General features: G+C 67.4%; 20 protein-coding genes and 1 pseudogene. 12 read left to right on the top strand and 9 right to left on the bottom strand.

The genetic code is table 11. The features are described 5' to 3' along the window. Positions 1–136 precede the first annotated feature (136 nt). The gene (locus ACJH6J_RS21530) at positions 137–1,585 is read right to left on the bottom strand and encodes an NAD-dependent succinate-semialdehyde dehydrogenase (RefSeq protein ID WP_318987221.1); all 1,449 of its coding nucleotides are present in this window, start codon (positions 1,583–1,585) and stop codon (positions 137–139) included. A gap of 50 nt (positions 1,586–1,635) precedes the next feature. On the opposite strand from ACJH6J_RS21530, the gene pgi reads away from it, so the two are divergent. Then, positions 1,636–3,312, top strand: coding sequence for a glucose-6-phosphate isomerase (gene pgi / locus ACJH6J_RS21525; RefSeq protein WP_406784708.1), 1,677 nt, complete (start codon positions 1,636–1,638; stop codon positions 3,310–3,312). A 51-nt stretch (positions 3,313–3,363) separates the two neighbouring features. Here pgi and ACJH6J_RS21520 read toward each other — a convergent pair whose 3' ends face one another. Next, positions 3,364–4,113, bottom strand: coding sequence for an SDR family oxidoreductase (locus ACJH6J_RS21520; protein WP_346416128.1), 750 nt, complete (start codon positions 4,111–4,113; stop codon positions 3,364–3,366). A gap of 60 nt (positions 4,114–4,173) precedes the next feature. Here ACJH6J_RS21520 and ACJH6J_RS21515 point away from each other — a divergent pair, with 60 nt between their 5' ends. Continuing rightward, positions 4,174–4,719 carry a chorismate mutase gene (locus ACJH6J_RS21515; RefSeq protein ID WP_406784709.1) on the top strand — a complete coding sequence of 182 codons (546 nt, stop codon included), beginning with the start codon at positions 4,174–4,176 and terminating at the stop codon, positions 4,717–4,719. Position 4,720: 1 nt separating this feature from the next. Here ACJH6J_RS21515 and ACJH6J_RS21510 read toward each other — a convergent pair whose 3' ends face one another. Together ACJH6J_RS21510 and ACJH6J_RS21505 are read right to left on the bottom strand one after the other, a co-directional pair. Continuing rightward, positions 4,721–5,194 (bottom strand): zinc finger domain-containing protein, encoded by a 474-nt coding sequence (locus ACJH6J_RS21510; protein ID WP_346416179.1) that lies wholly within the window; start codon positions 5,192–5,194, stop codon positions 4,721–4,723. A gap of 147 nt (positions 5,195–5,341) precedes the next feature. Continuing rightward, positions 5,342–5,584: pseudogene (locus ACJH6J_RS21505) on the bottom strand (DNA-formamidopyrimidine glycosylase family protein); the annotation flags it as partial. Positions 5,585–5,624: 40 nt separating this feature from the next. Between ACJH6J_RS21505 and ACJH6J_RS21500 the strand changes: the two are divergent. Beyond that, positions 5,625–7,409: an FUSC family protein gene (locus ACJH6J_RS21500; protein WP_406802354.1), complete on the top strand. Its 1,785-nt coding sequence runs from the start codon at positions 5,625–5,627 to the stop codon at positions 7,407–7,409. 51 nt (positions 7,410–7,460) lie between these two features. On the opposite strand, the gene ACJH6J_RS21495 is transcribed toward ACJH6J_RS21500, so the two are convergent. Continuing rightward, positions 7,461–7,856 (bottom strand): phage holin family protein, encoded by a 396-nt coding sequence (locus ACJH6J_RS21495; protein WP_318987171.1) that lies wholly within the window; start codon positions 7,854–7,856, stop codon positions 7,461–7,463. Then, complete coding sequence (cobF, locus tag ACJH6J_RS21490) at positions 7,853–8,599, bottom strand: precorrin-6A synthase (deacetylating) (RefSeq protein ID WP_406802356.1); 747 nt, start codon at positions 8,597–8,599, stop codon at positions 7,853–7,855. Before cobF ends, ACJH6J_RS21495 begins: the two co-directional genes overlap by 4 nt. Positions 8,600–8,714: 115 nt before the next feature. Between cobF and ACJH6J_RS21485 the strand changes: the two genes are divergently transcribed. After that, positions 8,715–9,911 carry a diiron oxygenase gene (locus tag ACJH6J_RS21485; protein ID WP_406804503.1) on the top strand — a complete coding sequence of 399 codons (1,197 nt, stop codon included), beginning with the start codon at positions 8,715–8,717 and terminating at the stop codon, positions 9,909–9,911. A 59-nt stretch (positions 9,912–9,970) separates the two neighbouring features. After that, a complete protein-coding gene (locus ACJH6J_RS21480) occupies positions 9,971–10,846 on the top strand; it encodes an LLM class flavin-dependent oxidoreductase (RefSeq protein WP_318987168.1) in 876 nt (291 codons plus the stop codon). A 6-nt stretch (positions 10,847–10,852) separates the two neighbouring features. Here ACJH6J_RS21480 and ACJH6J_RS21475 read toward each other — a convergent pair whose 3' ends face one another. Both ACJH6J_RS21475 and ACJH6J_RS21470 read right to left on the bottom strand, forming a co-directional pair. Continuing rightward, positions 10,853–11,215, bottom strand: a complete 363-nt coding sequence (locus ACJH6J_RS21475) for a DUF5709 domain-containing protein (protein WP_406804502.1) — start codon at positions 11,213–11,215, stop codon at positions 10,853–10,855. Positions 11,216–11,314: 99 nt separating this feature from the next. Continuing rightward, positions 11,315–12,475, bottom strand: coding sequence for an acyl-CoA dehydrogenase family protein (locus tag ACJH6J_RS21470; protein ID WP_346416124.1), 1,161 nt, complete (start codon positions 12,473–12,475; stop codon positions 11,315–11,317). A 93-nt stretch (positions 12,476–12,568) separates the two neighbouring features. On the opposite strand from ACJH6J_RS21470, the gene ACJH6J_RS21465 reads away from it, so the two are divergent. Genes ACJH6J_RS21465 through rnhA form a run of 3 tightly spaced genes read left to right on the top strand, consistent with a single transcriptional unit; the run spans position 12,569 to position 14,249 of the window. Continuing rightward, the gene (locus ACJH6J_RS21465) at positions 12,569–13,147 is read left to right on the top strand and encodes a TetR/AcrR family transcriptional regulator (protein WP_020099003.1); all 579 of its coding nucleotides are present in this window, start codon (positions 12,569–12,571) and stop codon (positions 13,145–13,147) included. Then, positions 13,144–13,776 (top strand): glyoxalase, encoded by a 633-nt coding sequence (locus ACJH6J_RS21460; RefSeq protein WP_346416123.1) that lies wholly within the window; start codon positions 13,144–13,146, stop codon positions 13,774–13,776. The genes ACJH6J_RS21465 and ACJH6J_RS21460 overlap by 4 nt, the downstream gene beginning before the upstream one ends. Then, on the top strand, positions 13,773–14,249 hold the full coding sequence (rnhA, locus tag ACJH6J_RS21455) for a ribonuclease HI (RefSeq protein WP_212813016.1): 477 nt from the start codon (positions 13,773–13,775) through the stop codon (positions 14,247–14,249). Before ACJH6J_RS21460 ends, rnhA begins: the two co-directional genes overlap by 4 nt. 45 nt (positions 14,250–14,294) lie before the next feature. Here the strand turns inward: rnhA and ligD are convergent, their stop codons facing one another. Further along, positions 14,295–16,535, bottom strand: a complete 2,241-nt coding sequence (ligD, locus tag ACJH6J_RS21450; RefSeq protein ID WP_346416122.1) for a non-homologous end-joining DNA ligase — start codon at positions 16,533–16,535, stop codon at positions 14,295–14,297. Between the two features lie 46 nt (positions 16,536–16,581). Here ligD and ACJH6J_RS21445 point away from each other — a divergent pair, with 46 nt between their 5' ends. The 4 genes from ACJH6J_RS21445 to ACJH6J_RS21430 all read left to right on the top strand — a co-directional run bounded on the left by ACJH6J_RS21445 (position 16,582) and on the right by ACJH6J_RS21430 (position 20,246). Further along, a complete protein-coding gene (locus ACJH6J_RS21445) occupies positions 16,582–17,430 on the top strand; it encodes a Ku protein (RefSeq protein ID WP_318987163.1) in 849 nt (282 codons plus the stop codon). Between the two features lie 244 nt (positions 17,431–17,674). Next, positions 17,675–18,466 (top strand): SDR family oxidoreductase, encoded by a 792-nt coding sequence (locus ACJH6J_RS21440; protein ID WP_318987178.1) that lies wholly within the window; start codon positions 17,675–17,677, stop codon positions 18,464–18,466. An 11-nt stretch (positions 18,467–18,477) separates the two neighbouring features. Beyond that, positions 18,478–19,554, top strand: coding sequence for a diacylglycerol kinase (locus ACJH6J_RS21435; RefSeq protein ID WP_318987162.1), 1,077 nt, complete (start codon positions 18,478–18,480; stop codon positions 19,552–19,554). Between the two features lie 125 nt (positions 19,555–19,679). Next, complete coding sequence (locus tag ACJH6J_RS21430) at positions 19,680–20,246, top strand: hypothetical protein (RefSeq protein ID WP_406804501.1); 567 nt, start codon at positions 19,680–19,682, stop codon at positions 20,244–20,246. Positions 20,247–20,318: the final 72 nt, after the last annotated feature.

Here is a 20,318-nt window from a genome sequence, read left to right as displayed (position 1 = left end):
TGTGTGGTTTGCGCACCTTCGCGGCCGGTGAGCGGCCCCATTTGTATAAGCAACCACGGCGTGTTGCGTACAGACACGGCCGCTCGCGCCAAGGGTGAGGGGCGTCAGGGGTGAGAGGCGCCAAGGCGTCAGGGAGTCAAGGCGTCAGGGCGATGTACTTGGTGTCGAGGTACTCCTCGATACCTTCGGTGCCGCCTTCGCGGCCGAACCCTGACGACTTCACCCCGCCGAACGGCGCCGCCGGGTCCGAGATGACGCCCCGGTTGACGCCGACCATGCCGGACTCCAGCGCCTCAGACACCCGTAGCGCCCGGTCGAGCGATTGCGTGTAGATGTAGGCCGCCAGACCGTACTCGGTGTCGTTGGCCGCGGCGATCGCCTCGTCCTCGGTGTCGAATCCCGTCACGGGAGCGACGGGCCCGAACACCTCCTCCCGCAGGATGCGGGCATCGGCAGGGACGTCCGCCAGGACCGTCGCCGGATAGAAGTAGCCGGGGCCGCCCGGGGCCGTGCCGCCGACGGCGACGGTCGCGCCGCGCGACACCGCGTCGGACACCAGGTCGGTGACGGTGCCGAGCTGCTTGGCGTTGATGAGCGGGCCGAGCGTCGCGTTCTCGTCCAGGCCGTTGCCGAGCGTGAACTCGCTCATCCGCTGCACCAGCTTCGTGGTGAACTCCTCCCGCACCGCATTGGCGACGTGGAAGCGGTTGGCCGCCGTACAGGCCTCGCCGCCGTTGCGCATCTTGGCGAGGATCGCGCCGTCGACGGCGGCATCGATGTCGGCGTCGTCGAACACCAGGAACGGCGCGTTGCCGCCGAGTTCCATCGACATGCGCAGCAGCTTCTCGCCGCCCTGCTGCACCAGCGCCCGGCCGACGCCCGTCGACCCGGTGAAGGTCAGCTTGCGCAGCCGGCCGTCGTTGACCAGCGCGGCGGTCAGTTCACCCGGACTGGTGGTCGGCAGCACCGACAACACTCCCTTGGGCAGCCCCGCGTCGGCCATCAGTTTGGCCAGCAGCAACATGGTCAGCGGGGTTTCGGCGGCGGGCTTGACCACCATGGTGCAGCCGGCCGCCAGGGCCGGGCCGATCTTGCGGGTGCCCATGGCCAGCGGGAAGTTCCACGGCGTCACCGCGTAACACGGGCCGACGGGCGACTTGGTGACGACGATGCGCCCGGTACCTGCTGGGCTGGGGGTGTAGCGGCCGCCGATGCGGACGGCCTCTTCGGCGAACCAGCGGAAGAACTCAGCGCCGTACTTGACCTCGCCGCGGCTCTCGGCGAGCACCTTGCCCATCTCGAGCGTCATCAACATCGCGAGATCCTCGGCGCGGGCGGTGATGGTCTCGAACACCGACCGCAGGATTTCGCCGCGCTCACGGGGCGGGGTTGCCGCCCACTCCTTTTCGACGGCCTCCGCGGCGTCGAGTGCGGCGATGCCGTCCTGCGGCGCGGCGTCGGCGACGCGGACGATGACGTCCTCGGTTGCCGGGTTGAGCACTTCGAACGTGGATTGACCGGCGCGCTCCTCACCGCCGATCCAGAGGCCAGTTGGGACAGACGACAACAGCGCGGCGATGTCCATACACCCATCATGTACGGCGGCGTTTCCTACGTCACACTAGGGTTTGAGGCATGGCTGATCAGACTCCCGCTGCCGACATCACGACCACCTCAGCCTGGAAGGCGCTCAGCGCGCACCACGCCGCGGTCGAGGCGACCACGCTGCGCGAGTTGTTCGCCGACGACCCGGACCGCGGCCGGGAGCTGACGCTGACCGTCGGCGATCTGTACATCGACTACAGCAAGCACCGCGTGACCAGGGAAACCCTTGCCCTGCTGCTCGATCTGGCCCGTGCGGCCGGCCTCGAGGAGCGGCGCGACGCCATGTTCGCGGGCCAACACATCAACACCTCCGAGGACCGCGCCGTGCTGCACACGGCGCTGCGGCTGCCCCGCGGCGCCTCGTTGGTGGTCGACGGTCAGGACGTGGTCGCCGACGTGCACTCGGTACTCGACGAGATGGGCACCTTCACCGACCGGCTGCGCAGCGGTGAGTGGACCGGGGCCACCGGGCAGCGCATCACGACCGTCGTCAACATCGGCATCGGTGGCTCCGACCTGGGCCCGGTGATGGTCGACCAGGCGCTGCGCCATTACGCCGACGCGGGCATCACGGCGCGGTTCGTGTCGAACGTCGACCCGGCCGACCTGGTGGCCAAGCTCGACGGACTCGACCCTGCCACAACGCTTTTCATCGTCGCCTCCAAGACGTTCTCGACGCTGGAAACGCTGACGAACGCCACCGCCGCCCGGCGCTGGCTGATTGAAGGACTGGGCGACGGGGCTGGATCGGAAGCCGTCGCCAAGCACTTCGTCGCGGTGTCGACCAACGCAAAGCTGGTGTCCGAGTTCGGCATCGACACCGCGAACATGTTCGGCTTTTGGGATTGGGTCGGCGGCCGCTACTCCGTCGACAGTGCCATCGGGCTGTCGGTGATGGCCGTCATCGGCAAGGAGCGCTTCGGCGAATTCCTGGCCGGCTTCCACCTGGTCGACGAGCACTTCCGCACCGCGCCGCTGGAGGCGAACGCGCCGGCGCTGCTCGGGCTCATCGGCCTGTGGTACTCGGATTTCTTTGGGGCACAAGCGCGTGCGGTGCTCCCCTACTCCAACGACCTGGCCCGGTTCGCCGCCTACCTGCAGCAGCTGACCATGGAGTCCAACGGCAAATCGGTGCGCGCCGACGGCACTCCGGTGAGCACCGACACCGGCGAGATCTTCTGGGGTGAACCGGGAACCAACGGCCAGCACGCCTTCTACCAACTGCTGCACCAGGGCACGCGGCTGGTGCCGGCCGATTTCATCGGCTTCAGCGAGCCGACCGATGATCTGCCCACCGCCGACGGCACCGGCAGCATGCACGACCTGCTGATGAGCAATTTCTTCGCCCAGACCCAGGTGCTCGCGTTCGGCAAGACCGCCGAGGAAATTGCCGCCGAAGGCACCCCTGCTGCCGTCGTCCCGCACAAGGTGATGCCCGGAAACCGGCCCACCACTTCGATTTTGGCGACCAAGCTGACGCCGTCGGTGGTCGGGCAGTTGATCGCGCTGTACGAGCACCAGGTGTTCACCGAGGGCGTCATCTGGGGCATCGACTCGTTCGATCAGTGGGGTGTCGAGCTCGGTAAGACGCAGGCCAAGGCCCTGCTGCCGGTCATCACGGCCGACGCCGCGCCCGCACCGCAGTCCGACAGCTCCACCGACGCCCTGGTGCGCCGCTACCGAGCGGAGCGCGGCCGCGTTTCCTAGGGATTTGTGCACGAAAATCCGCGGCCGGCGCGGAAAATCGTGCACAAATCCCTAGGCGAAGTACTTGGTGAACCGCGGCGGCACCAGCTTCATCACCTCGACCAGCGGCCACCACGGCCAGCCGGGGACGACGGCGCGGCCCTTCTCCTTCTCGATGGCGTCGACCATGGCCTTCACACCGGTCTCGTTGTCGACCATGAGCATCGTGGAGCCGGCTTTCGCGGTCATCTCCGACTCGATGTAGCCGGGCTCGAGGACCGTGATCTTGATGGGTCCGGACGGGTACTCGGCACGCAGCGACTCACCCAGCGACGTGACGCCGGCCTTGCTCGCGGCGTACGCGGCCTTGAACCCGGGCACCCCGACGTTGCCGAGCACCGACGACACCAGGACCAGATGGCCGCGGCCCGTGGCCTTGAACATCTCCAGTGCCGTTTCGATCTGCACCAGCGCCGCAACGAGATTCGTCTCGATGGTCACCTTGTTGGCCCACAGCTTGCCGCCGCCCAGCGGGTAGCCCTTGCCGATGCCGGCGTTGACGATGACGCAGTCGATACCGCCCAACTGATCGGACAGTTCCTCGAACACCTTGGGCACCTGGTCGTGGTCGTTGACGTCCAGCGCCGCGATGGCCACCGTCACCCCAGGGTACTGCGCCGTCAGTTCGGCCTTCAGTTCTTCCAGGTTGTCCAGCCGGCGAGCGCACAGCGCGAGGTCGCGGCCCTTGGCGGCGAACTGCCGGGCCATACCGGCGCCCAGGCCCGAGCTCGCGCCGGTGATGAGGATCTTCTGCCGAGTCATGCCTGCAGCGTAACCAACTCGACACCTGTCAAGAAAGGTTGCATGGTGCAGGATCGAAGGATGAAGCTCGCCGCCCTGTTGATTGCCGCCATGGGCATGACGTGGCTGCCGCTCGCCCACGCCGACGACGATCAGCTGTTCCGGCTGGTTGACACCGCCGCCCAGCGGCTGCAGACCGCCGATCCGGTGGCCGCCGTCAAGTGGATCAGCGGCGGCTCGATCGAGGATCCCGCACGGGTGCAGCAGGTGCTGAATGCGGTCGGCGCCCAGGCCACCGCGTCCGGCGTCGACCCGGTGTTCGTGCGGCAGGTGTTCACCGATCAGATTCACGCCACCGAGGGCATCGAGTACCTGCGGTTCAGCCAGTGGAAGTTCGATCCGGCCGCGGCTCCCACCACCGCCCCGGATCTGTCCGAATCACGCACGGCGATAGACGGTTTCAACCGCACCATGGTCGCCGAGCTGGCGGCACACCAGAGTGTCCTGCACGGCCCTGGATGCCCGGGTGCGGTGGACGCCGCTCGAACACAAGTCACCGAGCAACGGCACCTCGACCCGCTGTACCAGCAGGCACTGGTGGCGGCGACCAAGAACTACTGCAACTGAATCACTTGAGCAGTTTCGACATCCGCCGGTCGGCCAGCACCTTGCCGCCGGTCTGGCACGTCGCGCAGTACTGAAAAGACTTGTCCGCGAAGGACACTTCCCGGACGGTGTCACCGCAGACCGGGCACGGCAGCCCGGTTCGGGCATGGACCCGGAGCCCAGAGCGCTTCTCCCCCTTGAGGGTTGCCGCCCCCTGCCCGACCGATCGGGTCACCGCATCGGTGAGCACCGAGATCATCGCGTCGTGCAGCGCACTCAGTTGTTCGGGCGTCAGCTTGCCCGCGGTCGCGAACGGCGAAAGTTTGGCCACATGCAGAATTTCGTCGCTGTAGGCGTTGCCGATCCCGGCGATCACGCGCTGATCGGTGATGACGTTCTTGATCCGGCCGGTGTTGCCGGCCAGCACCGCTGCCAACTCCGCCGGCCCGAGCGATAGCGCGTCCGGACCCAGCGTGGCGATCTGCGGCACGGCCAATGGATCGTTCACGAGCCAGACCGCCAGCCGCTTCTGGGTCCCCGCCTCGGTGAGGTCGAAACCCGGTGCCTCACCCGGCTTTCCGAGATGCACCCGCAGCGCGATCGGGCCCTTGCCCGGTTTCAGCGGCGCGGCCGCCAGCTTCTCCGACCAGCGCAGCCAGCCCGCCCGTGACAGGTGGGTGATCAGGTGCAGGTCGCCGACCTGCAGCCCCAGGTACTTGCCCCAGCGGTTGGCGCCCGTCACCTCCTTGCCGTACAACGCCGTCGGCGGCGGGTCGAAGGTTTTGAGCACCGACAGGGCGGAGACGTCGACGCGGCCCACCGGCAGTCCGACCGCATGACGACGCAGGTGATCGGCGAGCGCCTCGACCTCGGGAAGTTCCGGCATGGGTTCAGGCTAGCGACTGGATGTACCGCATGCTGTACACATGGCAGACCGCTCGGCGCCCGCCCCGGCCACCAATCCGCTGCGACGCATGCTGGTCATCAACAGCGTGCCGCGTCGCTGGCCGTTCGCACTGCGGGCGTCGATCTGCATGGTGGTGCCGATTCTCGCCGGGTGGGCGGCAGGAGACGTGCCGGCCGGGCTGGTCGCCACCATCGGTGGTTTCACCTCGCTGTACGGCAGCGGACGGCCGTATCTCAACCGTGCGATGTATCTCGGCGCCATCGCGGTCTCGTTCGCGGTGGTCGTGGCGCTCGGCGACTGGGCGGCGGCAACCCCGTGGTCGGCGGTTCTCGTGGTGAGCGTCATCGCGATGGCCGCCGTACTGATCTGCCAGGCCCTGTCGGTCGGACCGCCCGGCGCCTACATGCCAGTGCTGGCGTGCGCGGCGGCGGTCGGGATCGCGGCCGAGCACCTGAGTCCCTGGCGGCTGGGTGCGCTGGTACTGGCCGGCGGCGCGTTCGCCTGGGTGGTGCACATGGCCGGCGTACTGGTCCGCCCCCGCGGGCCCGAGCGCGCTGCGGTGGCCGGTGCCGCCGAAGCGGTGGCCACCTACATCGAAACGTCTTCGCCCGATGCGCGGCACCGCGCCGCTCAACTCTTGCACGAAGCGTGGATCACGCTCGTCACGTTCCAGCCGGTGCACCCCAAGCCTGACGACACCCTGTATCGACTGCGGATGACGAACCGCCGACTACATGTACTGTTCGCCGAGGCCATGGCTGCCGCCGATCACGGCCGGCCGCTGTCCGTCGACAGCGCCGCACTGGCCCGGCAACTGGGCACGGTGCCCGACGACATCGGCGGCAGTTTCGCGGGCCTGATCCCGCTCGGGCGGCCGTCCGTCGCGACGCTGCTGCGCCGGGCGATGACGCCGGGGGCTCCCCCGCTGACCGCGGCCCTGCGCACCGCGGTCGCCGTCGCGATCGCCGGAACCGTCACCGTCGGCCTGAACATGGACCACGCGTACTGGGCGATGGCGGCGGCAGTGCTGATGCTGCACCAGGGCTTCGACTGGCGGCGCACGGTGCAACGCGGCCTCGAACGCACCCTGGGCACGTGGCTCGGCCTGGTGCTGGCCGGGGGCATCTTGATCGCGGCACCGGGTGGACCGTGGCTGGCCCTGATCGTCGGTACGTTGCAGTTCGTCATCGAGATGTTCGTGGTGCGTAACTACACCGTCGCGGTCATCTTCATCACGCCCGCGGCCTTGACCATCGCGTCGGGCGGACACCACATCGCCGACGTGCCCGCCATGCTGCTCGCCCGCGGTATCGACACCGTGATCGGTTGCGCGGTGGCACTTCTGGTGTTGTGGGTGACGCGGCGCGGCCATCCCGCGGCGCGCCCCGCCGAGTCGATCGCGGCCACGCTGGATGCGGTCGCGGTCGTGGTCGGACATCTGGCCGCAGGTCAGGTGACCACCGATCAGGCCCGCAACGACCGTCGCGATCTGCAGGTACGGGCGATGGCCATGCTTCCGGTGTACGACACCGCCATCGGCGGATCGAGCCGCAGTCGGGTTGCGGCAGAACGACTTTGGCCGATCATCGTCGCAACCGAGCAACTGGCCTACCGCACACTCGCCACTGCATGGGCCACGGAGCAGTCCGAAGCACCGTTCACCCCCGCCGACGCCCAGCGACTGACCGCGACGCTCGGCGATCTGGCCGACGCGGTGCGCACCGGACGGCCGGCAGCCGAGATCACCGAGCCACCGGCGTTCGGCGCCAACGAGTTACACGCGATCCGGGCGTCCCTGACGTAGGGATTTGTGCACGTTTTTCCGCGGTCGGCGCGGAAAAACGTGCACAAATCCCTAGCTCTCGATGGCGCGCTGCACCAGACCCAGCGCCCAGCCGACGATTGACAGCAGGATCGCCGCCCAGATCGCCGTGAACCAGAACTGGTCGATCCCCAGGCCCCAGTGGGTGGTGTTCTCGGTGATCCACGAGGTGATCCACAGCATCCAGGCGTTGATGACGATGTGGATGAGGCCGAGCGTGAGGATGTAGAGCGGGATCGCGAACAGCTGCACGATCGGCTTGATGATGGCGTTGACCAACCCGAAGACGAACGCCACCACCAGGATGATGCCGACCCGCTCGAGTTGGCCGGCGCCCACGGGGAAGACGAAGTAGATCCCCGACACCATGCGCGTGACCAACCACAACGCCAGGCCGGTCAACCCAGCACGAACCAGCAGCGATTTCATGCTGTCGATTCTGCCCGCAGCAGGTAGGTGTCCATGATCCAGCCGTGCCGCGCCCGGGCGTCGGCCCGCTCCCGCGCGATGCGTTCCCCGACCTCGCCGACGGTCCCGGCGATCAGCATCTCGTCCGGGGTGCCGAGGTAGGCGCCCCACCAAATCCGCGTCTGCGGTGGGCATTCCAGGAACGAGCACTCGCCGTCGAGCATCACCACCGCGGCCCCCGCCAGCCCGTGCTCACGCAGCTGACGCCCCGTCGTGATGAGCACCGGCTCGCCAATGTCGTTGAGCGGGATGCGATGTCGAGCGGTGAGCGCCTGGATGGCGGTGATGCCGGGGATGACGTCGAACTCGAACTCGACGTGTTCGGCGACGCGGTCCAGGATGCGCAGCGTGCTGTCGTAGAGCGACGGGTCGCCCCACGCCAAAAAGGCGCCCACGCCATCCGGCCGCAGTTCGGTCTCGATGGCCTGCGCCCACAGCCGGGCCCGCGCGGCATGCCATTCGGCGACGGCCTCGTGGTACTCGCGATCTTTGGCCCGCTTGGGATCGGGCAGTGCCACGAACCGGTAGCCGGGGTCTTCGATGAAGCGCTCGCAGATCAGCCGGCGCAGCGCGACGAGATCGTCCTTGGTGTCGCCTTTGTCCATCGCGAAGAACACCTGCGTGTCGTTGAGCGCCGCGATGGCTTGGGCGGTGACGTACTCCGGGTCGCCGGCGCCGATACCGATGACGTGGATTGTGCGCATCCGCGAAGGCTAGCGGCCTGAGGCGGCCGCAGTTTTATCCAGTACCGCAGGTATTGACTACCTCTGGTATCGGACGTAGCTTCGGATTACGGACACTTTCGAAGGGATGTCAACGATGACAGCTTCGGTCAAAGGCCAGACGACGCGCGCGGAATTCGCCGAACGCCTGCTCAAAGGCTCGGTACGCAAGTCTTACGCGCCGATCGTCGACATCGACTGGGACGCGCCGATCGACCCGGACAAGTACTTCCTGCCGCCGAAAGTGGTGTCGCTGTACGGCACCCCGCTCTGGGAGTCGATGAGCCGGGCCGAGCAGATCGAGCTGTCACGCCAGGAACTGGTGAACACCCTGTCGGCGGGCATCTGGTTCGAGAACATCCTCAACCAGGCCCTGCTGCGCAAGGCGATGCATCAGGACCCGACGGCGAGTGCCACCCACTACGAGCTGACCGAACTCGGCGACGAGACCCGCCACATGGTGATGTTCGGCAAGGCCATCGAGAAGGTGGGCGCCGACCCGGTACGCCCCAAGTGGTACCAGCGCACCATCATCAACATGCTGCCGTTCGCGTTCCAGGGCTCGGTGCTGTGGGTGGCGGCGCTGATCGGCGAGGAGATTTTCGATTCACTGCAGCGGCAGATGATGGACGATCCCGAGCTGCAGCCGATGGTGCAGCGGCTCATGCGAATTCACGTCACCGAGGAGGCCCGGCACATCCAGTTCGCCCGCGACGGCCTGCGCAAGCGGGCGCCGGAGATGTCGTGGGCCAAGCGCTTCTGGATCGGTAACCTCAACGGCGTGGGCGGCCTGTTCTTCCGGTTCCTGTTCACCAACAAGGTGCAGTACCGCCGCGTGGGGCTGGACGCGCGGGCCGCGCGCCGCATGGCGCGGACGTCGCCGCACCGGATCGAGACACAGATCGCCGGCTTCGCGCCGCTGGCGTCATTCCTGGAGGAAGTTGGACTCCTCGGCCCCATCGCGCGGCGGTTGTGGCGGCGGAGCGGATTCCTGCCCGGCGGTTCTGTCGCGCCGGCTGCGCGAGCCGAGATCGCCGAACCCGAAGACCTGTACGACGGACCCGCCACGATCGACGGCCGCGACGTCCGGGTCCGGCTGGCCGGGCACCTCGATCCGATCGACGGCCAGTACCACTGGCGGGGAACGGTTTTCGAGACGCTCGACGAGCTGCCGCGCACTGCCGTCACCGTGGCCGTGGGCGAGCGCACTGCAACGGCACGCGTCACCGAGCGCAGCCAGCAGGGCGGCTACGCGATCAGCGGCACCGGGTTGCCGCCGTTCCCGCTGAACTGACGACCACTGAATGGGCCGTACCCGGCCCATGAAACTAGAACACGTTCTAGTATCGCTTCATGAGGTTCACCTACGCCGAAGCGATGACCGACCCGTCCTACTACATCCCGCTGGCCAAGGCGGCGGACGAGGCCGGCTACCACGCGATGACCATCCCGGACAGCATCGCGTACCCCTTCGAGTCCGACTCGACCTACCCGTACACCGCCGACGGCAGCCGCGAGTTCCTCGACGGCAAGTCGTTCATCGAGTCGTTCGCCCTGATCGGCGCGCTGTCCGCGGTCACCACCAAGCTGCACTTCAACATCTTCGTGCTGAAGCTGCCCATCCGGCCGCCGGCGCTGGTGGCCAAGCAGGCCGGCTCGCTGGCCGCGATGTTCGACAACCGCCTGGGCCTGGGCGTGGGCACCAGCCCGTGGCCGGAGGACTACGAGGTCATGGGTGTGCCGTTCGCCCGCCGCGGCAAGCGCATGGACGAGTGCATCGACGTCATCCGCGGCCTGACGCAGGGCGACTACTTCGAGTACCACGGCGAGTTCTACGACATTCCCAAGACCAAGATGACGCCGGCGCCGACCAAGCCGGTGCCGATCCTGGTCGGTGGCCACGCCGACGCCGCACTCAAGCGCGCCGCCCGCAACGACGGCTGGATGCATGGCGGCGGCGACCCGGCTGAGCTCGACCCGCTGCTCAAGAAGCTCGCGCAGTACCGCGAATCCGAAGAGCGCATCGGGCTGTGCGACGAGTTCCAGATCCACGTCATCTCGATCGACGGCTTCACCGTCGACGGCGTGAAGCGCCTCGAGGACAAGGGCGTCACCGACGTCATCGTCGGCTTCCGCGTGCCCTACATCATGGGCGAGGACACCCAGCCGCTCGACGAGAAGATCAAGCACCTGGAGATGTTCGCCGAGAACGTCATCGCCAAGGTCTGAGCGCGACTACTCGTCGATGACGTGGACCGCGGCCTCCTCGGCGGAGGCCGCGCTCCCGTCGATGCCGACGTCCCCGGCAAGCAGCTCACCGTCCTGCTCGCCGGCCACGAGCCGGCCGGACCGCTGGTCACCGACCTCGTCTTCGCCCCACTGCTCGTCGGGATCGTCACCCTCGTCAAGCTGCAGCGCCGGGTCCGGCTCTTCCTCGGCGAGCAGCTCGTCGAGGGTCTCTTGGTCCCGGGGCTCACGCCATTTGTCGGGCGGCGAGTAGCCCTCGTCCAGCAGGTCATCGACACCGCGGTCGATCAGCATGTCCTCCTGGGTCAGCTGATCCTCATCGTCGACGCTGTACTCATCCGAGGCACTCATGTAATCACCTTGCCACGGATCGCCAAGTCTGGCGAGCAGTCCCCCAGCGGGAGGTGCCCCCAGTTCGCGAGCGGGAAGTGCCCCGGCTCGCTGGCTGGATCACAGCGTGCGGCTGATGATCTCCTTCATGATTTCGCTTGTGCCGCCGTAGATCTTGTTCACGCGCGCCGCGGCGTAGGCCCGGCCGATCGGGTACTCCATCATGTAGCCGTACCCGCCGAAGAACTGCACACAGCGGTCGACGACGGCCACGGCCCGGTCCGCGGCGATCAGCTTTCCCATGGAGGCGATCGCCGGATCGTTGTCGCCGTCGATCAGCGACTGCACGCAGTAGTCCACCGTGGTCTTGATGGACAGCACCTCGGCCTTGAGCTCGGCGAGCTGGAATCGGTTGTGCTGGAAGTTGATCAGCGGTTTGCCGAAGGCCTCGCGCTGCTTGGTGTACTTGATGGCCTCCAGCACCGCGGCCTCGGCCATGCCGGCGCAGATCGATCCGATGACGAGCCGTTCGCGGGCCAGCTGCGACATCAGCTGGTAGAAGCCCAGACCTTCCTGCTCACCGAGCAGGTTGGTGACCGGCACGCGCATGTCGCTGAAGAACAGCTCGCGGGTGTCCTGGCCGTGCTGACCGACCTTCTCCAGCACCCGGCCGCGCTCGAAGCCCGGCAGGTCGTTGACCTCGGCGACGATCAGCGACACCCCGGCCGCGCCCTGCGTGGGATCGGTCTTGGCGACGATCACCACCATGTCGCACAGAGATCCGTTGGAGATGAAGGTCTTTGAGCCGTTGATGACGTAGTGGTCGCCATCGCGGATGGCGGTGGTGCGGACGGCCTGCAGGTCCGAACCAGTGCCCGGCTCGGTCATCGCGATGGCCAGCACCGTCTCGCCGCTGATGATCTTCGGCATCCAACGGGCCTTCTGCTCCGCGTTGCCGTAGGTGTCGATGTAGTGCGCCACGATCGGCGAGTGCACCGACCAGCCCGAGGCCGAATCATGAGCCAGCGCAAACTCTTCGGCCACCACGGCCGAGAAGCCGAAGTCACCGCCCGCGCCGCCGTACTCCTCGGGCAGGTCCAGGCCGAGCAGGCCGGCGTCGCCGAGCTTGTTCCAGAACTCGCGGTCGACCTGGTGGTTCTTGGCCCACCGCTCCTGGTTGGGCGTGGCCTCCTTGGCCAGGAACGCCGCCGCGTGCTGACGCAGCTCGCGGTGCTGATCGGTCTCCCAGCTGGCCCGGTACTTCGGGAAGAGCTCTGACATTGGTCCACCTCGCTAAATTCTGCGCGCTATACAACTGTATAGGCCCCTGTTCATGTGTACAGTACATTGATCCGGTTGCCGATGGGAGGTCTGATGGTTGATCCGAGGGCAACTGTCGACGACCTGACAGCCAAAGCGCGCATCCGCAACACCGCGCTGGACCTGTACGCCAAACACGGCGAAGACCGAATCTCGTTGCGCGCCATCGCCGCGGAGGCAGGCGTCGCGGTCGGGCTGGTGCAGCACCACTTCAAGACCAAGGCCGGCCTGCGGAACGCGGTGGACCAGCTGGTGGTCGACTACTTCGCGGGTGCGCTTGCCGAGGTGCCCGAAGACGCCTCCACCGCCGTGCGCGACGCCGCCGTCCGCGACATGCTGCGGGCCAATCCGGCGGTGGTCGACTACGTGCGCCGGGCCCTGCTGCAACCGAACGTCGCCGACAGCCACCTGGTCGACGTCATCGTCGACCTCACGCAACGCGAGGTCCGGGCGGCCCGCAAGACCGGTCGCGCCTCGACCACGCGCCGCGAGAACACCCAGGTCGTCGCCGTGCTCGCCCGGCAGATGGGCGAACTACTGTTGGCGCCCATGGTCGACGCGGTGTGGGCACGGGTGGCGCCGGATACGAAACCGCCACGACTCCGGGTGACGGTCGACGAGGCCGGGCAATGACCGTCAGCGTCGATGAATTCGAGGTCGCCGACCCCGCCGACGCGTGGACCGCGGCCGGCTTCACCGTCGAGCCGGACGGCGTATGCCGGGTCGGCGGCGTCCGTATGCGGTTGGTCGGACGCGAGCGTGGCACGGGCATCGTCGGATGGGCACTGCGCGGCGTGCCGTCCGACCAGCCGCTCGACGGCATCCCCACCACGCGATCGGACGCGCCGCCGCCGACGCCCGCCGAGCACCCCAACGGCGCGGTATCGGTCGACCACGTCGTGCTGCTGTCACCCGACTTGAAACGGACCGTCGCGGCGCTGGCGGCCGTCGACGTCCATCCGCGCCGCGAACGGGACGGCGAACTGGGCGGCCGGCCGATGCGGCAGATCTTCTTCCGGCTGGGCGAGGTGATCCTCGAGGTCGTCGGGTCGCCCGGCGCCACGGGCGACGGCCCGTCCACGTTGTGGGGCCTGACCTACGTCGTCGACGACATCGATGCCACCGCCGCCTTCTTCGCTGACCGCACCGCGCCCGTCAAACCGGCGGTGCAACCCGGACGCCGGATCACCACGCTGCGGCATCACGAATTCGGGATGTCGGTCCGCACGGCGATGATCTCGGCACCTATTCTCAGCCGATGAGCGACTCCGCTACCGACGACGTCGTGGTCATCCACACCGACGGCGGCTGCCGCCCCAACCCCGGCCCCGGCGGCTGGGGTGCGGTGCTGCGCATGCGCCATCACGTGCGCGAAATGTTCGGCGGCGAGGCCGGTGAAACCAGCAACAACCGCATGGAGCTGATGGCGCCGATCATGGCGCTCGAGGCGTTGACGCGGCCTGTCGTGGTGCACCTGCACACCGACAGCACCTACGTCCGCAACGGCATCACCAAGTGGGTGTACGGCTGGGAGCGCAACGGCTGGATGACGGCGTCGAAGCAGCCCGTGAAGAACGTCGACCTGTGGCAGCGGCTGCAGGCGGCCTGCGCCCGGCACCAGGTCGAGTGGTTCTGGGTCAAGGGGCACTCCGGCATCACCGACAACGAGTTGGCCGATCAGCTGGCGACGCGCGGGCTGGAAGAGGCCGTCGCCGCCGCACTCTGCCTGCCGTGATTTGTGCACGAAAATCCGCGCCTGCCGCGGAAAATCGTGCACAAATCACTCCCAGGTGACCTCTGCGGGCGTCTTGTCGGGGCGGAGGCCACGCCAGCTGGGCTGGCGCAAGCGGTTGTCCGTGGTGCGCTCGCTGTAGCGCACCTCGCCCACCAGTTCGGGCCGCACGTAGGTCACGCCTTTGGCATCCAGGGTGGAAAGCGGTGCGGTAAAAGGTGATTCGCGCGTCTCGAGCGGCTTGAGTATCGCCTTCAGATCAGCCAGCATCTTGTCGGTGAACCCGGTACCGACGCGGCCGGCGAACTGCAGGCCGTCGCCTTCGGGAACCCCGACCAGCAGCGCCCCGATACCGCTGGTGCGGCCGCCCTCCCCGGCCCGCCAGCCGCCGATCACCACTTCCTGTGTGCGCCAGAACTTGTCCTTCACCCAGGCCTCCGACCGCCCCGGCCGGTACCCCGAATCCCATTTCTTCGCGACCACCCCTTCATAGCCGCGCTCATCGGCGAACTTCAGGGGGTCTTCCGCCGGCAGCAGTGGCGGTACCGTCAGCGCACCGTCAGAGGCCAAGGTCTCCAACAACTTTCGCCGATCCCGGTACTTCGCGCGGGTCAGGTCGCGTCCGTCGAGGGACAGGATGTCGAAACACCAGAATTCGATGTGGCTGCCGGATCCGCGGTTCTGCATGGCCTGGAAGCTCGGCACACCGTCCTGCAACGCCACCACCTCGCCGTCGAGGATCACGTGGTGGTCGGCGAGATCGGCTGCCAACGACTGCAGTTGCGGGAATTCTCCCGTGACGTCACGGCCGCTGCGAGCGGTCAGCCGAATTCGGCCGTGGTCGGCGTCGACCAGGAGCCGGTAGCCGTCCCACTTTCCTTCGAAGGCCCAGTGGTCCGGAGACAGCCGGCCCACCGAGCCGTGCGTGGCCAGCATGGGTTGCAGCCGTTGCTCTTTCATCCGGCGCACCAGCCAGTTCTTACCTTCGGTCTGGATCAGCACGTAGCGCCCGGAGACCCGGCTGCCGTGGAGGTTGACGATGACCTCGCCGTTTTCGCCTGGGTCCCGGAACTTTTCGGTGTCGTAGGTGCCCGAATCCCAGATCGTGACGTGCCCGCCGCCGTATTCGCCCTTGGGGATGTCGCCTTCGAAGGTGGCGTACTCCAGCGGGTGGTCTTCGGTGTGCACCGCCAGGTGGTTGACGGTCGAGGTGTCCGGAAGGTTCTTCGGGACAGCCCAACTGACCAGCACGCCGTCGCGTTCGAGCCGGAAGTCGTAGTGCAGCCGGCGGGCGTGGTGTTCTTGGATGACGAAGCGGTTGTTGAGACCCGATGCGGGCGGGGCCGCGGGCACCGGCTCCGGCGTGCGACCGGGGTCCCGCATGCTGCGGTAGGTGGTGAGCCGGTCGGCCACCGGCGCGTCGCCGTCCATGTCCGCGAGCAGATCGCCGTCGTCGGCCAGGCGGGCCAGCACCTCGTCGAACCGCAGCTGGCGCAACTCGGGATCGTCGAGTTCCTCCCAGGTACGCGGCGCCGCCACCGTCGGCTCGTCGCGGCCGCGCAACGAGTACGGTGCCACCGTCGTCTTGGCCGCGGAGTTCTGGCTCCAGTCCAGAAACACCTTGCCGGCCCGCAGACTGCGGGTCATGGTCGCGGTGACCAGCCCACCCATCGACGATTCGAGTTGCTGGGCAACACGTTTGGCGACAGCCGACGCACCGCGGGAGCTGACGGGCGAGGCCAGCGGCACATACAGGTGTAAACCCTTACTGCCGCTGGTCACCGGATGGGCCTCCAGATCCATGCCGGCGACGAGTTCGCGGACGGCACGCGCCACCTCGCACAACTGCGCCATCGTGACACCCTCGCCCGGATCCAGGTCGAACACGATGCGTGTCGCGGGCCCGGGCGCCGGGGCCTCGCCCGGCCCGCCGCCCCCACCGACAAAGCGCCATTGCGGCACATGCACTTCCAACGACGCCTGTTGGGCGATCCAGGCCAGCCCCTCGGGCGTGTCGATGATCGGATAGACGGTGGTTCCGCTGCGATGCGTGATGGCGCCGCGCTCCAGCCACTCCGGCGCCGACGACGCCAGCTGCTTCTCGAAGAACGGCTGCTGCGCAACACCATTGGGCCACCGTTTACGGGTGACGGGACGGCCCGCGATGTGCGGCAACATCGCGCCGGCGACGGCGAGGTAATAGTCGAAAACGTCGGCCTTGGTGGTGCCGGTCGCCGGATAGAGCACCTTGTCGGGGTTGGTCAGCCGCACCCGTCCGAATTGCTCCACACCTCAAGTATCCAAGCCACGGCGCGATCATGGGCCATACTGGGGTATGCGGTCCATCTGGAAGGGGTCAGTCGCCTTCGGTCTGGTCAATGTGCCGGTGAAGGTGTACAGCGCCACTGAGGATCACGACATCAAGTTTCATCAGGTGCACGCCAAGGACAACGGCCGCATCCGATACAAGCGGGTGTGCGAGGTCTGCGGCGAGGTCGTCGAGTTTCGGGATATCGCCAAGTCTTTCGAATCGGAGGACGGCCAGACCGTCATCATCACCGACGAGGACATCGCCACGCTGCCGGAAGAGCGCAGCCGCGAGATCGAGGTCGTCGAGTTCGTCCCGGCCGAGCAGATCGATCCGCTCATGTACGACCGCAGTTATTTCCTCGAGCCGGACTCGAAGTCCTCGAAGTCGTACGTGCTGCTGGCCCAGACGTTGGCGCAGACCGACCGCGTGGCCATCGTGCATTTCTCGCTGCGTAACAAGACGCGGCTGGCGGCGTTGCGCGTCAAGGATTTCGGCAAGCGCAACGTGATGATCGTGCACACGCTGCTGTGGCCCGACGAGATTCGCGATCCGGATTTCCCGGTGCTGGACAAGGAAGTCGAGATCAAGAAGGCCGAGCTGACGATGGCCGGCCAGGTGGTGGACTCGATGACCGAGGACTTCCAGCCCGAGCAGTTCCACGACACCTACCGCGAGCAGATGGAAGAGCTCATCGAAGCCAAGATCGCGGGCGGCGAGGCGTTCACCACCGAGGAAGCGGCGACCGAGCTGGACGCGACCGAGGACGTCTCCGATCTGCTGGCCAAGCTGGAGGCCAGCGTGAAGTCGCGGAAGTCCACCGCCAAGGCCGGCTCGAAGTCCGGCGCCAAGTCCAGCGCGAAGTCGCGGTCCTGAGCGGTCGGCGGTCTCTCACCGGGGCCGCCCGCGCGTCCTACGACGAACGTGTCGCTTTTGTCTGGTTTCGCCCGCCGATCCGGTCCAAACCCGCACGCTCGCCATAGCACCCCACGTGTACGTATCAGCCGGAGCGGTCAACGCATTCGCAGCAATTGAAACGTGTTCTAGAAATTCGTTCCCGCGGCGTCCCAAACTTGCTAGCGTGCCTAACAACGACCACGACGACGCGAGTGAGGCACACGTGATTCTGGACAGATTCCGGCTCGACGACCAGGTAGCGGTGGTGACCGGCGCGGGCCGCGGCCTCGGCGCGGCCATTGCCGTCGCATTCGCCGAAGCCGGTGCTGACGTGCTGATTGCCGCGCGGACCGAGTCTCAGTTGCACGAGGTCGCCGCGCAGGTCGAGGCCGCCGGCCGCAAGGCGCACGTCATCGCCGCCGACCTCGCCCACCCGGACGAGACCGCCAAGCTCGCCGCCGCGGCGGTCGAGGCGTTCGGCCGACTAGATGTCGTCGTCAACAACGTCGGCGGCACCATGCCCGGGCCGCTGATGTACACCTCGCCGCAGGATCTCAAAGACGCCTTCACCTTCAACGTCGCCACCGCGCACGCACTGACACAGGCGGCGGTCCCGCTGATGCTGGAGCACGCCGGCGGTGGCAGCGTCATCAACATCACCTCAGCCGTCGGCCGGCTGGCGGGCCGCGGATTCGCCGCATACGGCACGGCCAAAGCGGCACTCGCGCACTACACCAAGCTCGCCGCCATGGACCTGTGCCCGAAGATCCGGGTCAACGGCATCGCGCCCGGTTCGATCCTGACCTCCGCGCTGGACATCGTCGCCTCCAACGAGGCGTTACGCGACCCCATGGAGAAGGCCACCCCGATGCGCCGCCTCGGCGACCCGGAGGACATCGCGGCCGCCGCGCTGTACCTGGCCTCCCCGGCCGGTGCCTACGTCACCGGCAAGGTGCTGGAGGTCGACGGCGGCCTCACGTTTCCCAACCTTGATCTCCCCATCCCGGACCTGTGAGGAACGTCTGCATGCCCATCAAAGTCGCCGCAGTCGGCACTGGCAACGTCGGCCGCCATGCCCTGACTCAGCTCATCAATGACCCCGCCTACGAACTGACCGGCGTCTGGGTGTCCTCTGCCGCCAAGGCCGGCAAAGACGCCGGAGAGCTTGCCGGACTTGATATTTCGACCGGCGTCACGGCCACCGACGACCTCGACGCCATCTTGGCGAGCAAGCCCGACTGCGTCGTCTACACGGCGATGGCAGACAACCGGCTGCCCGAGGCGCTGGAGGACTACCGCCGCATCCTGGCCGCCGGGATCAACGTCGTCGCCAGTGCGGCGGTGTTCCTGCAGTATCCGTGGCAGGTGCTGCCCGCCGAACTGATCGCGCCGCTCGAAGACGCCGCACAACAAGGCGGTTCGTCGCTGTTTGTGAACGGCATCGACCCGGGCTTCGCCAATGACCTTCTCCCCCTTGCCCTCATGGGCACCTGTCAGAGCGTCGAGCAGGTCCGGTGCATGGAGATCGTCGACTACGCCACCTACGACAGCGCGACGGTGATGTTCGACGTGATGGGCTTCGGCAAGCCCATCGATGAGTTACCGATGCTGCTGCAGCCCGGCGTGCTGAGCCTGGCGTGGGGTTCGGTCGTGCGGCAGTTGGCCGCGGGTCTCGGCATCGAACTCGACGAGGTGACCGAGACGCACGCCCGGGTGCCCGCGCCCGAGGACTTCGACATCGCGTCGGGCCACATCCCGGCGGGCACGACGGCAGCCATGCGGTTCGAGGTGCGCGGCATGAAGGACGGCCACCCGGCCGTCGTGCTCGAGCACATCACCCGCCTCCGTGACGATCTCTGCCCCGACTGGCCACAGCCCGCGCAGGAGGGCGGCTCGTACCGCGTCGAGGTGACCGGCGAGCCGTCGTACGCCCTGGACCTGTGCCTGAGCAGCGGCAAGGGCGACCACAATCACGCCGGACTCGTTGCCACCGCTGCCCGCGTCGTGAACGCGATCCCGGCGGTCGTGGCCGCCGAGCCGGGCATCCGCACGACGCTGGACCTGCCGCTCATCACCGGGAAAGGGCTGTACCGGCGCATCTGACGCCGTCGAAAATAGAGTCATTCGTCGCTAGCGGGCGACCCACCTCTCGAAGCCAGAATCAGGGCGAACTTACGCGAAAGTCAGTTCGCCGAATGTCCGATTCTGAGCCTTTGAAAGGGCCCGCCATGCACACCGCCGCTCGACCGTTCGCTTCCGTCGGCGTGTCCCTGGCCGGGGCCGCGGCTATCGCCGTCGCCCCGGTCATGGCGCCGACCGTCAGTACCCAGATTCACCACATGGAAGCTCAGATCGAGCGCACCGCGGTACGTCTGACCGCCACCATCAACCCCTTCGAGGCGTACGCGCAGGCGTTCAACAACACCGTCGCCAGCCTGCAGACCATCGTGAGCACGGCACAGACCAACGGGCCGACGCCGATCCTGACCGCGGCCCTCAACAACCAACTCGCCGCGCTGCAGGACCTGCTGAAGCTGGTGTCGTCGCCGGGTTCGGTCAAGGTCGACCCGACTCCGCAGCCGGCCGTGCCGTTCGCACCGGCGCCGCCGCTGTTGAACGCGCTGGGCAGCACCCTCGGCCAGATCGGGACCAATCTGACGACGGCCGTGCCACCGCTGTTGGCGGCCGCCGTCAACGATCTGACGAAGGGCAACGTCGAGGATGCGACGAATCAGCTGCTCCTGGTCGGGTTGAACGCGCTGATCCCGCTGACCAATCTGCTGGCGCCGGGATAGCGTCCCGGGGAGTGGTGGACTTCGGATCTGGCGTGGTTCACGCGTTGTGATCAACGAGTCATGGTGAACGCT

The organism is Mycobacterium sp. SMC-18 (assembly GCF_045310895.1).
Taxonomy (GTDB): domain Bacteria; phylum Actinomycetota; class Actinomycetes; order Mycobacteriales; family Mycobacteriaceae; genus Mycobacterium.
The sequence above is the reverse complement of the archived record's forward strand: the minus strand, read 5'-3'. Positions and strand labels throughout refer to the sequence as shown.